Source organism: Streptomyces sp. NPDC006430 (assembly GCF_040612395.1).
Lineage (GTDB): Bacteria > Actinomycetota > Actinomycetes > Streptomycetales > Streptomycetaceae > Streptomyces.
The window spans coordinates 84,541-98,345 of the sequence record NZ_JBEXQA010000023.1; the positions used below are offsets into that span (position 1 = coordinate 84,541).

The 13,805-nt window shown below is 72.5% G+C and carries 10 protein-coding genes; 1 reads left to right on the forward strand and 9 read right to left on the reverse strand.

Annotated elements, in window-relative coordinates; all coding sequences use genetic code 11:
* Positions 1-3 precede the first annotated feature (3 nt).
* The 8 genes from ABZZ20_RS26900 to eccD all read right to left on the reverse strand — a co-directional run bounded on the left by ABZZ20_RS26900 (position 4) and on the right by eccD (position 8,143).
* Positions 4-324: a hypothetical protein gene (locus tag ABZZ20_RS26900; protein WP_356873843.1), complete on the reverse strand. Its 321-nt coding sequence runs from the start codon at positions 322-324 to the stop codon at positions 4-6.
* Positions 321-785: a YbaB/EbfC family nucleoid-associated protein gene (locus ABZZ20_RS26905; RefSeq protein ID WP_356873845.1), complete on the reverse strand. Its 465-nt coding sequence runs from the start codon at positions 783-785 to the stop codon at positions 321-323. The genes ABZZ20_RS26900 and ABZZ20_RS26905 overlap by 4 nt, the downstream gene beginning before the upstream one ends.
* Before the next feature lie 40 nt (positions 786-825).
* On the reverse strand, positions 826-3,663 hold the full coding sequence (locus ABZZ20_RS26910) for an AAWKG family protein (RefSeq protein WP_356873847.1): 2,838 nt from the start codon (positions 3,661-3,663) through the stop codon (positions 826-828).
* A gap of 61 nt (positions 3,664-3,724) precedes the next feature.
* A complete protein-coding gene (locus ABZZ20_RS26915) occupies positions 3,725-4,204 on the reverse strand; it encodes a type VII secretion system-associated protein (protein ID WP_356873849.1) in 480 nt (159 codons plus the stop codon).
* 100 nt (positions 4,205-4,304) lie between these two features.
* Complete coding sequence (locus tag ABZZ20_RS26920; RefSeq protein WP_356873851.1) at positions 4,305-4,625, reverse strand: WXG100 family type VII secretion target; 321 nt, start codon at positions 4,623-4,625, stop codon at positions 4,305-4,307.
* Between the two features lie 58 nt (positions 4,626-4,683).
* Positions 4,684-5,034, reverse strand: coding sequence for a hypothetical protein (locus ABZZ20_RS26925; protein ID WP_356873853.1), 351 nt, complete (start codon positions 5,032-5,034; stop codon positions 4,684-4,686).
* Positions 5,035-5,207: 173 nt separating this feature from the next.
* Entirely contained in the window at positions 5,208-6,713 is a 1,506-nt protein-coding gene (eccB, locus tag ABZZ20_RS26930; protein ID WP_356873855.1) for a type VII secretion protein EccB, read from the reverse strand.
* 26 nt (positions 6,714-6,739) lie between these two features.
* Positions 6,740-8,143, reverse strand: coding sequence for a type VII secretion integral membrane protein EccD (gene eccD / locus ABZZ20_RS26935; RefSeq protein WP_356873857.1), 1,404 nt, complete (start codon positions 8,141-8,143; stop codon positions 6,740-6,742).
* A gap of 315 nt (positions 8,144-8,458) precedes the next feature.
* On the opposite strand from eccD, the gene eccCa reads away from it, so the two are divergent.
* Positions 8,459-12,442: a type VII secretion protein EccCa gene (gene eccCa / locus ABZZ20_RS26940; RefSeq protein ID WP_356873859.1), complete on the forward strand. Its 3,984-nt coding sequence runs from the start codon at positions 8,459-8,461 to the stop codon at positions 12,440-12,442.
* A gap of 42 nt (positions 12,443-12,484) precedes the next feature.
* On the opposite strand, the gene ABZZ20_RS26945 is transcribed toward eccCa, so the two are convergent.
* Positions 12,485-13,723 (reverse strand): S8 family serine peptidase, encoded by a 1,239-nt coding sequence (locus ABZZ20_RS26945; RefSeq protein ID WP_356873861.1) that lies wholly within the window; start codon positions 13,721-13,723, stop codon positions 12,485-12,487.
* Positions 13,724-13,805: the final 82 nt, after the last annotated feature.

The following is a 13,805-nucleotide window of genomic DNA, read 5'->3' on the forward strand; positions in this document are numbered from 1 at the left end:
GCGTTACTTCTTCCCGCCGTGCTGGCCGATCGTGTGGTTCACGTTGCTCTGGGTCCGCTGGAACTTCTCGGCGCCCTCGAACACGCTCAGGGCGCTCGACTCGACGGCGGTTCCGTAGCTGACGACGCCTTCGGCCAGGAGGACCCCGGCCTTCTCGTACTTCAGACGGAAGGCCTCGCCGATCTCGTCGGTGCCGGCGTACTGCGACCAGCCCCTGGTTCCCTCCCGGAAGTCCGCGATCATGTCGTGGACGTAGGCGGAGACGTCGCTGGTCGTCACGGAGCCCGACTTCATGTGGTACGTCGAGGCGTTGAGCGTGCTCATCGGTTCTCCCTCTCGTCGTCTTCGGTGATCTCGTCGGCCAGCCCGGGGCGGGCGGCCGTGCCCGGCGCGGGCGGACGGACCGGCGGGACCGGTAGTCCCTCCTCCCTGAGCCGGCCGAACAGCCGGTCCCAGTCGAGTCCTTCGCCCTCCCCGATGCTGCGACCGCTCAGCGGCCGGAAGGCCTCCAGCACCTGTCCGCGTACCTGCGCGCGGGCCTCGGCCATGGTCTGCATGAGGACGGCGGCGAGTTCGGCGGGCGGCAGGGAACGGTACTTCGCGTTGAGGAAGCGCAGCCCCGTGACGTTGCCCTGCGCGTCGACGGTCACCTCGACCGACCTGTCCTTGGCGGTGACGGTGACGCTCGTGCTGCGGAACTCGCGCTGCAAGTCCATGATCTGCGCGCGGCGTTCCTCGAACTCGGCCATCGACCGCGCGATGCGGTCCTCCATGGGATTGCCCACGTGGGTACCTCCGGTGGTGTGCTGGGGTGGTGGGAAGGGGTCAGCGGCCGATGACGGCGGGGGCGCCGCCCTCGTCCGTGCCCCAGACGTCCTCGTCGGCCGACAGCCAGGTGACGCGCTCGCGCTCGTCGTTCTGGGCGCCCGCACCGGGCGCGCCGCCCGCGCCGGCGGGCGGCGGCATCATCGGGGCGCCCATCCCGGATCCGGCGGAGGTGGTGGCGGGGCGGGCGCCCGCCGCGAGAGCGGCCTGCTCGGCGGCGGCGAGGGACGTGCCCGGGCGCGGGCTCTGCGTCGCGGTCGAAACCGTACGCCCGGTCGGCAGGGTGCCCGGTTCGGCCAGGGAGCTGCTCAGTCGCTGCCCGGAGACGCCCACGCCGCCCGTGCTGCTGCCCGTACCCCCGATGCCCGCGCCCAGGCTCACCGGGGCGCCGAGCGTGCCGCCGATCCGGTCGGCGCCGAGGGGGTGGGTGCTCAGTCGGGTGGTCAGGGGTCCGCTGGTCGTGACCCGGCCGTCCGGGCCGGTGCTGTAGGTGCTGCCGTCCCGGTAGGTGGTGGTGACCGTGCCGTCGGAGAGCTTCTTGGTGACGGTGCCGTCGGGGTACGTCGTGGTGGTGGAGCCGTCACTGCCGTAGCGGACGTTGGGGCCGCCGGAGCCGCTCTGGCCGTCCGCCTGCCCGAGGTGGGTGGTGGTGTTCCGGCCGGAGGAGTCCTTGGTGGTGAGCGTGCCGTCCTGCTCCAGGACGGTGCTGGATCCGTCCTTGTAGTGGGTGGTGACCTTGCCGTCCTTGCCGACCTCGGCCGTACTGCCGTCGGCGTAGCGGATGGTGGAGGTGCCGTCCCGCAGGTCGGAAACGGTCCTGGTGCCGTCTGGGTCGGTGGTGGTGACGATTCCCTTGTGGGGGTCGACGGTGGTCTTGGTCCCGTTGATGTGGGTGGAGGTGGTGCTGCCGTCGGCGTTGAAGGTGGTGGTGCCGCCGTCCGGGTTGTGGATCACCGTTCCGGGGGCGGGGCGGGTGACGGTGCTGTGTCCGGAGGCGTCGGTGGTGACGAGCTTGCCGTCCTTGGTGTGGGCGGTGCTGCTGCCGTCCTGGAAGTGCGTGGTGGTCGTGCCGTCCTTGGTGACGGTGGTGCGGGTCCCGTCGGGGTAGGTGATGGTTTCGCTGCCGTCCTTGTGCAGCACGGTGGTGCTGCCGTCGGGGTTGGCGGTCGTGGTCGTGCCGTCCTTCTCGACCATGGTGGTGGTGCCGTCGGGGAACTTGGTGCTGCGCGAGCCGTCGGAGGGGTTGTACGTGGTGAGGCTGCCGTCCGGGTTCCGCACCGTACGGGGGCCCCCGCCGGCGCCGCCGCCCGGGCCGAGCGGGTTCGGGGGCATCACCGGGACCTTGGGGCCCGTCACGACCTGGCGCCCGTCCGGGTAGGTCGTCACCACCGTGCCGTCGGGGCGGCGGGTGGTGGTGCTGCCGTCCGGGTTGCGGGTGGTGAGGCTACCGTCGGGGTTGAGCGTCGGCGGGCCGCTGCCGTTCTTGCCGTCCGGGCCCTTGATGCCGTTGCCGAGGCTCGTCTTGGGGCCGGCGCCGCCCCCGTTCCCGCCGATGCCGGGGCCCGCCCCGCCACCGTCCTTCTTCTCCTCCAGCTCCTTCTTCTTCTCGTCGAGCTCGTTCTTCTTATCTTCGAGCTCCTTCTTCTTCTCCTCCGTCTCCCGCTTCTTGGTGTCGTTCTCCACGTCGCTGGTCAGGGAGTTGATCACGGCGGGCTTGAAGCCGGAGGCGGTCGCGGAGGTCTCCGAGATCACCTCCTTCCAGACGGCGTTGAGCTGCTCGAAGAGGGGGCCCATCTTGTTGTCCAGCGAGGCCCTGACGTTCGCCTGCCACTTCTCCACGGCCAGGTTGGCGATGGTCGTCCAGGTGGACATCTCCCCGAGGTTGCCCCACGGGTTGGTGGACTTGAAGTCGGCGGAGCTCGTGTAGGAGATGTAGCTGCCTTCGTTCATGTAAACGGCCTGCTGGGACACCTTCGGGTAGTTGTTGGCCTGGATCCAGGTCAGGATTTCCTGGAGGAGGTACTGGGTCGTGGTGGTCTGGAGGTAGTGAGACTTGCCGTCCCTGTTGTTGATCCAGGCGCTCCAGAGGTCGTGCATCCCCTTGACGCACGCCACCAGGGCGGCCTGTGCCTTGATCAGGGAGTCGCCGTACTGGGTCGTGCTGGTGTACCCGCCCACCCCGGCGCCCGACGCCGTCCAGCCCGCCGGGTGCATCTGCTTCTCGTAGCTCTGGTAGGCCGTGTCCAGGTCGTCGATCAGGTGCCGGAAGAGTCCTGCCGCGTTGCCCTGCCAGATCGCGTCCGGCTCCCCGAGGGACTTCGACCACTCGGCGAGGACGGCCGCGTGCTGCTTGAAGAACTCTCCGGCACGGTCGAAGGCCTTGGCGGTGCGCTCGAAACTCAGGGTGTCCACCTCGTTGCCGGGTTCGACGCGGTAGGTGCCGCGGGTGAATCCGGCCGTGGTGTGCGTGGAGCCGTTGAGCGTTTCCAGGGCGTGGCCGTGGCTCCAGTTGTAGATCCCCGCCATGCCGTCGTCACCGAAGTGCTTGCCGTCGGCGCCGCTGAACGGGAAGTCGATGGTGATGGTGTGCAGCTTGCAGTTGTCGATCCGGTTCCACTCCCCGTCGGGCTCCGAGCAGTACGCGAGTACGAAGGCGTGCCCCCCGACGTCGGCGCCGACCGCCGTGGGGAGGCCAGTGGTGATGGAGACCTTCATCCAGGGGATCTCCGGACTGCCGTAGATCTTGGAGACGTCCTCCCGGGTGGGACCGGAGAAGCCGGTGAGCAGCTTGACCGCGATCTCCCAGTGGCTGGGTTCGCCGGTGAGTTGTTCGGGCATGGGTGCTGTGCTCCAGGGAGGGGGCGGGCGGGCGCGGCGGGGTCCGGGCGGTCCGGTGCGTTCAGGGAGTGACGACGACGGTGGGCGGCTTCTTCGGTGCCTGCCGGGTGAGTTCCTCGTCCACCAGGTCCATGATCTTGAGGAACTCGGCGCTCTCGATGGAATCCAGGCTGGACCCCTGGGTGTTCTTGAGCTTCTGCCAGGTCTCCTTGAGGTCGGTGCCCATCTTGCCGAAGAGGGCTTCCTGGCCCGACAGGACCAGTCCGATGGCCTCGGCCGCCTTCTGGGTGTTGGTCACCATCTGGAGGCCGGCGGCGCCCTTGTCCGCGCGGGCCATGAAGCCGAGGACCAGCGGAGACCCGGCGCTGATCAGCTGGTCCGCCTTGAGGCGCTCGCCCACGTGCTGCATCGACAGGACGACGTCCGGCTCGGTGCCGGTGTCCTTGCCCATGGCCACGAGGTCCGTGTGGAAAGCGGCGACGTCCTTCTCCTGGAAGTCCTGGAGGGCTTGGGCATCGAGGTGCGTCAGATTCGACTGCATGACGTACTCCTGGCAATGGCGGACGGGGAGGGGCAGCGGGGACGGTGCGGGGTGCGGGGTGCCTGAGGCCGCCACGCGGGACGCGGCGGCCTGCGGGGCGTCAGCCGATCTTCACCGAGCTCCAGAGCTGTTCGAGGCCCTGTTCGGTGTACTTGTAGCTGTCGGAGATCTGGCCGAGCAGACCCGCGTGCGAAGTGAGCATCTGCTCCAGCGCCTTGACCGCGTTGTCCCAGGCCTGCTGCTTGGACTCGTAGGCCGCCGCATCGGTGCCGGACCACGTGGTCTTCAGGGAGTTGAGCTCCTGGTCGAGGCTGGCGATGGTCGCCGCGATGGCCTTGGTCTGCTGGACCATGTCGTCGGCGGAGTTGTTCATGGAGTTGTAGTCGACGTGGATGTATCCGTCGGTGGTGTTCCCGGTCATGCGGGCCTCCGTAAGGGGGTGGCGGATCGATTCGGCACGGTCGTAAGGGACACGGACGTCAGCCCGTGATGGCCTTGAAGGCCGCCTCGGCCCGGCCGAACGCCGAGTCGATCTCGGTGTTGGTCGAGCCCTGCTGCTCGTTGTGCTTGGCGAGCGTCTGGTTGAGGGTGTCGACCATGCTGTCGAGGTTGCGCAGGATCACGTCGACCTGCGCGTCCCACGCCGTGAGCAGCTTCTGGAAGCCACCGCCGTCGGAGCCCTGGTAGCCGGAGCCCAGCGCGTGCTGGGTGGAGTTGACGTCGGTGCGGATGCGCATGATGCCACTGAACGCCTGTTCCAGGGCCATGATGCCGTTGCGGGTGGAGGTGACGGACGACTGCTGTCCGTTCACGATGCCCGGGTCTGCCATGGAGGGCTCCTTCACTGCTCGGGGGATCACTCGTGCGACCGGGAAGAGTCCGGAACGTGAGCCCCCGTTCCACTTGGATTCGAGTTTTTTCGTTCAACTGCCATGCAATTCGGTCAAGTTGAACGAACAGTTTCGGCCAGGACGAGGGGTGACCGTTTCGTCCGCCACTCCGGTCAGCTCCGGCACTCGTCCTGGGCGGCCGGAGCCTGCGGGGGCATGACCGTTCGGGCCGCGATCGCCGGGTCCAGGACCGGCCCCGACGGCAGCATCGCCAACAGTCGCGACGGCACTCCCTGGGGCCGGGTCCCCTCGTATCCCAGGGCCCTGACGGACCCGTTGGGCAGCCGGTACTTCACCCCGGTGTCGGTGACCAGGAACAGGGTGCTGCCGATGGTGCCGCCCCCCGCGCCCAGTGCCTGGACCAGGGCCCCGCCACCGGCCCGTACGGACACCTGGTCCACCGGCAGGCAGGCGGGTGCGGTGCCCAGGGCCACCGCGGCGGCCCGTTCCGGGCCGGGGGCCGCAACGGGCCGGTCGAAGGGAACGACCGTCAGCCCGACCCGGGGGTTGGCGCCCTCCGGCTGCACGGTGACGCAGAGACCGTCCCCGGCGCCGGGGACCGTGAGCCGGGGCGGTACGGCGGGCAGCCCGTCCGTGCCACCCGGTCCCGCCACCGCGCCGGCGGCTGCCCCTGCGGCCAGTTGATCGGCGCCCAGCGGCAGGGCGGTCGCGGACTTGCCCCCGTACGCCTGCGCGACGGTGCGGGGGTCGCCCAGCAACAGCGCGGCCGTGGTGGCGGAGACCGGACGCAGCCCGTCACCGGTCATCAGGTGGTACTGCTCCTGCCCGCCGGGCGGCCGGACCGCGAAGACCTGCCCGACCGTGGTGGCGGTGGCGCCCAGCGGACGACCCGCCGTGCCCCGGCCGGGTACGTCGGGCGCGCTCAGGTCGGGCCCCGCGGGCATGCTGTCGAGGAAGGCCCCGCTGACCGGGCGCGCGGTGGCGGACGCGTAGCCGAGTGCCTGGACGCCACCGTTCGCGGTGTCCAGGCGCAGCCTACGGTCGTGCCACAGGATGTGCCGGGTGCCGTCGGGCCCGGACACCAGCACCGCCTCGTCACCCGGGTCGCGGCCGCCCGCCAGCGGATCGGCGCCGTCCGCGGGCGGACCGATCCGCAGCGTGGTGCGGGCCTGGACCGCCCCCGACGGGTCGGGGGCGGTCGTCGCGCAGACCAGCCAGAGTCCCCGGTTGAGGTCCTTGGCGGCGGGCAGGGTGCCCGGGGCGCCCGCGATGCCGATGGGCAGGCCGTGCGGGATGCCGGTCAGCGCGCGGACGGTCACCGACTTCACCTTGGGCTGCTCACCGAGGATCAGCCGGACCGACGCGTAGTCCTGGACGGGCCGCAGCGCGCCCTCCAGGAGCAGGTACCGGTTACCGGTCTCCTTCTCCACGATCACGGCCCGGCCGTCGCGCCAGCTCTGGCCGCCGCCGGGCGAGATCATCCCGTACAGCAGGAAACCGACGGCCAGCAGCAGCGAGACGGCGATGCCGACGCCGAGCCCCCGGGTGGTCCGTCCGGCCGTGCTCTCCGGGGCGTCCGGGTCGGCCCGGAGCATGCCTGCGGTGAGCCTGCCGACGACGAACATGTGCGCCTGTACCTGGTCACGCCTGGACTGCACGGCCCCTCCTTCCCTCGGTCATCCGGTCAGCTCCCGAGGCCGCGGAGGGCGCCGAACACGCCCAGGACCCAGAGCGCGAGCGGCAGCAGCGCAACCGCGGCGAGGGTGTGCAGCAGGTCGGCCGCGCGCCCCCAGTACGGGACCACCCGCCGCCCGGGGACCGTCCAGGAGGCGATCGCGGCCACCGCGGCCACCGCCAGCAGGATTCCGATCAGCGCGGGCCGCGTCCCCGGGGAGGCGCCCGCCGCGACGACGAACGCCAGCAGCAGTCCGCCCCCGACACCGGGTACGAGAACGGCGAGCCGGGACCAGGCGCCGCCGATGCCGCGGGCGTGCAGCAGCAGGACCAGGGCCAGCACCCCCGCGGTGATCAGGGCGGGCGGGCCCGGTCGGTCCAGCAGCAGTCCGGCCAGGCAGCCGGCGCAGACCAGCCCGGCCGCGGCGAACAGCGCGGTGAGCCATTCCTCGGCCAGTGCGGCGCGGACGGCGACGAGTTCGGTGTCGTGCGGGTCGATGCCCTGCTGGAGCTCGTCGGCGTTGGTCGGGAGCGGGGGCAGTCGCAGGCCCGCGAGGCGCGCCGACAGGGCGGGCGCCATGGCGCCGAAGACCACGGCGAGCACGGCGGTCATGCTGGCGGCGTGCGAGGCGGGGATGTCCATCAGCAGCATCAGCGCACCCCAGGCGACCCCGGCGAGAGCCACGACGGCCGAGGAGGTCAGCAGCGGTACGTAGGCGGCCACGGCCGCCACCGCGAGTACGGCGCCGCCCGCGCCCGCCGCGGACCCCGCGAGCACCTGGGCGCCCAGCAGGTGTTCGGCGGCGCCCGCTCCGTGCCCGCCGGACGGGAGCAGGGCCCCGGCCAGGGCCAGGTAGGGGGCGGCCATGACGCCGAGGGCGGCTCCCGCGGCCGCGTCCCCGACGGCCCGGCTCGCCGAGGCGGCACCGGCCAGGACCAGCAGTCCGGCGACGGCGGCGAGCACGGCCCGTACCTGCCGGTCCCCGCCGGGCAGGGCCAGGGCGAGCAGTCCGGCCGCCAGCACGGCGACCATGACGGCCCGCAGCACGATCCGGCTGTGCCGCTCGGTCCAGGCGTGGCCGCGGGTGCCGAGGCTGGTGGCGATGCCGTCGACCAGGTCGTCGAAGTGCACTTCGGGCAACTGGTCGGCACGGGGGCGCAGATGGAGGACCTCGCCGTCGCGCAGTTCCAGCGACTGGACGGTGGCCTCCTCGTCGAGCGGCGGGGCGCCGAGCCGCTGGAGCACCCAGCCGCCGTGGTCGAGCCCGCTCTCCTCCAGGCCGTCGCCCCCGTAGGTGACGAGGGTGGGCAGCAGGTCGGCGATTGGCACGGTGACCGGTAATGCCAGGTCGAGGACCCTTTCGGGGGTCCGGACCGTGAGCCGGCAGAGGCCGGCCGCCGGAGATTCAGTCATGGGCACGCCACACTTCGATGAGGGGGACTTCATGCAGGAGGAGGGACGTGACGGCGGTGCGGTTGCCTCGCACCCCGGCGATCATCGGACAACATCATTGCAGGATGGTGTCTTGGGACACTAGATCGCATACGGTGGGCCATCTGCCCCACCGTCCCGCCCTGTTGTGACCGCGGGATCCCGGCGTGACCGCAGGATCCCCGAGTGACCGCAGGATCCGCCGCCGCGACGTGACCGGTCCGGCGCGGAGCCGGTCCGACATGCCGCGCGTGAGCGCCCCGGGCCGGCCTCATCACAGCCCGAGGAGCACTTGCGTTGAGCACGGTCCTTTTCCGGCGCCCGGCCCGCCGCCGCGGCCCCGACATGCCCCAGGGCGAGATGAGCCTCCAGGAACCGCCCACCCTCCCCGAGGCCCAGCCGAACTCCTCGGCCCTGTGGATGTACCTGCCGATGGGGCTCACGTCGGTGGCGATGCTGCTGATGTTCGTCCGCCCCGGCGAGGCGACCGTCATGAGCTACATGGCCATCGGCCTGATGCTGATCTCTTCGGTGGCGATGGTCGTCGGCCAGCTGGTGCGCACCTCCGGCGACCGCAAACGCAGGCTGCGCGGTGAACGGCGCGACTACCTTCGCTACCTCGCCCAGAGCCGCCGCCGCGTCCGGCGCACCATCGCCGAACAGCAGCGCGCCCTGGCCTGGCGCCATCCGGAACCGGCCGCGCTGTGGGCCCTGGCCCGCACTTCCCGACTGTGGGAACGCCGGCCGTCCGACGACGACTTCGCCGAGATCCGGGTCGCCGTCGGGGAGCAGCGGTTGTCGGTGCGGCTCGCCCCGATGTCCACCAAGCCCGTCGAGGACCTGGAGCCGCTCTCCGCACACGCGCTGCGCAGCTTCATCCGCGCCTACGGCACCGTGCCCGACCAGCCCATCGCCCTCTACCTGAGGGCTTGGTCCCGGGTCCTGCTCCGCGGCGAGGAGGACCATCGCCGGTCGCTGGTACGGGCGGTGCTCGCGCAGCTCGCGGTCTTCCACTCCCCCGAGGACCTGTGGATCGCGCTGTGCGTCAGCGACGAGCGGCGCGCCGACTGGGACTGGTTGAAGTGGCTGCCGCACGCACAGCATCCCGAGGAGCACGACGGCGCGGGACCGGCCCGGCTCGTCGGCGCCACCCTGGCGGAGCTGGAGGACCGGATCGGACCGGAGTTCACCGCCCGGCCGCCCTTCGATCCCGAGGCGCTGCCGACCCGCGAGGAGCCGTACACGGTCCTGGTCGTCGACGGGGGCGCGGTGCCCGCCGGGCCCCGCGCGGACGGTCCCGGATACCGCAACACGGTCGTCATCGACGTGTCCGGCACCCTGTCGTGGAAGCCGGGCCGCACCACGCTGCGGCTCGACGTGAGCGACGGGAGCGTGGGCCTGGTCCGTACCGACCGCGAGCGCAAGGAGCAGACCACCACGCTGGGCCGCCCCGACGCCCTCGGCCCGGTGGCCGCCCGTACCCTGGCCGCCCTGATCGCGCCGTACCGGATGGGGCTCGCCGTCGACACCGGCGAGCCCATGGCCGCGGACACCGAGCTCACCACCCTGCTCGGCATCCCGGACCTGCGCCGCCACGAGCCCGCGACGCTCTGGCAGCGCCGCGTGGACGGCGCCGACCGGCTCCGGGTGCCCATCGCGATCGGCGAGGACGGGACACCGGTCGAGCTGGACATCAAGGAGTCGGCGCTCGGCGGCATGGGTCCGCACGGCATGCTCATCGGCGCGACCGGCTCCGGCAAGAGCGAGCTGCTGCGCACCCTCGTGCTCGGTCTCGCCCTCACGCACTCCTCGGAGAGCCTCAACTTCGTGCTGGTGGACTTCAAGGGCGGCGCCACCTTCCTCGGGCTCGACGGCCTCCCCCACACCTCCGCCGTGATCACCAACCTGGCCGACGAGTCCGCGCTGGTCGGACGCATGCAGGACGCCCTGCACGGCGAGCTGATGCGCCGCCAGGAACTGCTGCGCAGGGCGGGGAACTTCACCTCCGTCCTGGAGTACGAGAAGGCCCGCGCGGCCGGGACCCCGCTCGCGCCGTTGCCCTCGCTGTTCATCGTCGTCGACGAGTTCAGCGAACTGCTGGCCGCGCACCGGGAGTTCATCGAGCTCTTCGTGATGATCGGCCGGCTCGGCCGCAGCCTCGGCGTACACCTCCTGCTCGCTTCGCAGCGGCTCGACGAGGGCCGGATGCACCAGTTGGAGAGCCACCTCTCCTACCGGATCGGGCTGCGGACCTTCTCCGCGATGGAGAGCCGCGGCGTGCTCGGTGTCCCCGACGCCTACCACCTGCCGCCGCAGCCCGGCAGCGGATACCTCAAGAGCGGGGTGGAGGCCCTGACCCGGTTCCGCGCCGCGTACGTGTCCGGGCCCTACCGCGGCAGCAGGCTCGGCGCCATCCCGCAGGCCCGCATCGCGGGGCGCATCGTGCCCTGGACCACCGACTGGACCGTGCCCCGGGACCTGCCCGTGGCTCCCGAACCCGATCCGCATCCGGCGCTGCCCGGAACCGAGAGCGAGACCGAGACCGGGGAGACACTGCTCTCCGTGGCCCTGGAACGGCTCGCCGACGCCGGACCGCCCGCGCACCAGGTCTGGCTCCCGCCGCTGGACCTGCCGCCCACCTTGGACCAGATCCTGCCGCCGCTGGAGCCCGATGCCGAGCACGGGCTGACGGTCACCTCTGCGCAGGTACGGGCCCGGCTGACGGTCCCCGTCGGCATCGTGGACAAGCCCTTCGAGCAGCAGCGCGAACTGTTCACCGTCGACCTGTCCGGTGCGGGCGGGCACGTCGGCATCGCGGGCGGCCCGCAGAGCGGCAAGAGCACCCTGCTGCGCACGCTGATCGCAGCGCTCGCCCTCACCCACAGCCCCCGAGAAGTGCAGTTCTACTGCCTGGACTTCGGCGGCGGCACGCTGGCCGGGTTGAGCGGCCTGCCCCACGTGGGCGGTGTCGCGGGCCGGTTGGACAGCGAACGGATCGGGCGCACCGTCGCCGAGGTCACGGCCGTGCTCAACCAGCGCGAGCTCTTCTTCGCCGAGCAGGGGATCGACTCGATGGCCGGCTACCGGCGCCGGCGGGCGGCGGGCGAGTTCCCGGACGAGCCCTTCGGGGACGTCTTCCTCGTGATCGACGGCTGGTCCACGCTGCGCAACGACTTCATGGACCTGGTCAACGTGGTCAACGGCCTCATCGGTCGCGGCCTGAACTACGGCGTCCACGTGGTCATCACCACCGCCCGCTGGGCCGAGCTCTCGCCGGCCGTCCGTGACCAGACCGGCACCCGGCTCGAACTCCGCATGGGCGACTCCATGGAGTCCCACATCGACGTGCGCAAGGCTGCCACCGTGCCGCGGATCCCCGGCCGCGGGCTGACTGCCGACAAACTGCACTTCCTCGGCGCGCTGCCGCGCATCGATGGGTCTGCCGACCCGGAGGACCTCTCGGAGGGGGTCGCAGCCTTCGTCGAGGCGGTCGCCGAGAGCTGGGACGCGCCGCCCGCACCGCGCGTGCGAATGCTGCCGACCCTGCTGTCCGCCGCGGAACTGCCCGCCCCGGAGGGCGACCTGCGGATCGCCATCGGCCTGGACGAGGAACGACTCGCCCCGGTGTGGCACGACTTCGCCGAGAACCCGCACCTGATCGTCGTGGGCGACAACGAGAGCGGCAAGACCGCGATGCTGAGACTGGTCGCCAAGGCGATCACCGACCGCTACACCCCGGCGGAGGCCAAGGTGCTGGTGGTCGACTACCGGCGCGGTCTGATCGAAGCGGTCCCCGAGGAGTACCGGATCGGGCACGCGGTCTCCGCCGACCCGCTGCGCGAGCTCCTCGACGGCACGGGGCGGGCGATGACGACCCGACTTCCGGGCGAGGACATCAGCCCGGCCCGGATGCGGCTGCGGGACTGGTGGACCGGGCCGCGCGTGTTCGTCCTGGTCGACGACTACGACATGATCAGTACGACCGCCATGCGCAATCCCTTCGATCCGGTACTGGACCACCTGCCGCTCGGCTTCGAGGTCGGTCTGCACCTGGTCGTCGCGCGGTCGGCGGCGGGCGCCGGTCGCGGCCTGAACGACGCGCTGCTGCGGCGGATGCAGGAGGTCAACACGCCGGCGCTGTTGCTGTCCTGCCCGGCGTCCGAGGGTTACCTCTTCGGCAACGTCAAGCCGCGTACGTTGCCGCCGGGGCGGGCGATCCGCGTGGCGCGACGCAAGACGAGCCTGGTGCAGCTGGCCCTGCCGGACGACCCGGCCTCCTGACGGCGCCCGGCCCGCCCCCGGGGGGCGGGCCGGGCCGGGATGCTAGGGCGCGGACGGTCCTGCGCTGCCGCCGGGGCGCCAGCGGCGGGCCCGGCCCCGCGGGACGACGGCCATGAGCAGGAGCGCCGTGAGCAGTACGGCCCCGGCGGCGCCCGCCACGAGGACGGCCGTGCGGCCCGCGCCGTGACCGGTGGGGCCCTCGGGCACCTCCAGGGTCCGCGGCGCGGCGGCACTCTGCCCGGCTCCGGCTCCGGTCGCGGGGGCGGAGCCGGAGACGGCCGGGCGGCTGGCCGACACGGCGGCGTAGACGTCCAGGGCGGGTTGTTCTCCGGGGTAGGCCGTCGCCAGGAGGCGGGCACGCACCTCGGGGCCGGTGAGGGCCGGGTGGTACCCGCGGACCAGGGCGGCGGCGCCCGCCACCACGGCGGCGGCCTCGGCGCTGCCCGAGGCGGTCCAGTGGCCCGCGCCGCGGGGGCCGATGCCGACCATGACGTCACCGGGGGCGGAGAGGTCGGCCCGCTCGGGCCTGGGCGCGTTCTGCGGGCGGGCACCGCCTGGGCCGGTGCCCACGACGGCGATGACGCCGGGCTGGGCCGCCGGGTAGACGCGCACCGGTGCGTCGCGGGGGCCGGTCGCGTTGTTCTCCGGCGCGGCGGTGGCCACGACCACCGCGTCCTTCTCCAGGGCGTGACTCACGGCGGCCCGCAGGGCGGGGTCGTCCGTCGTCACGAAGGCGCCGACCGCGATCACCCCGGCGCCCGCGTCGGCGGCCTGCGTGATCGCCGCGGCGAGCCGCCCGCCGTCCGTCTCACCGCGGGGTCCGGTGCCGCGCGCGGCCAGGATCCGTGCCTGCGGGGCGATGCCGGAGAACCCCTGGCCGGGGACGGGCCGGGCCGCGACGAGCCCGGCCAGGAAGGTGCCGTGGCCCACGCAGTCGCTGCCGCCGTCCCCGAGCGCGGTGACCCGGCCGGACAGTGCGGGCGCGGTGGTGGACACGCCGGTCCCGACCACTGCGACGGTCACCCCGGCGCCCTGGTGGAGCTGCCCCACGTGGCCGAGGTCGAGGGCCTGCTGGGCCCAGGGCACGGCCGTGACGACGGTGGGCGACTCGGCGGTGCACGGCTTGTCCGGGGCCACGGCCGTCGGTACGGGCGGCAGGTCCACCCCCTCCGCTGCCACGGCCGGCGGCGCCGCGACCGTGGTGAGGGCGAGCGCGGCGAACGCCGAGGCGGCTGCCGCAGCCCTGCGTCGACGGTGGGCGGGCAACGGGCGGGCTGTCACGGGGACCTCCTCAACTCTCCCGCGGAGACCGGCGGGACGTCGGGCCGATGGCGGGAGCGGGCCGTAGGGGCAGGACCCGAAG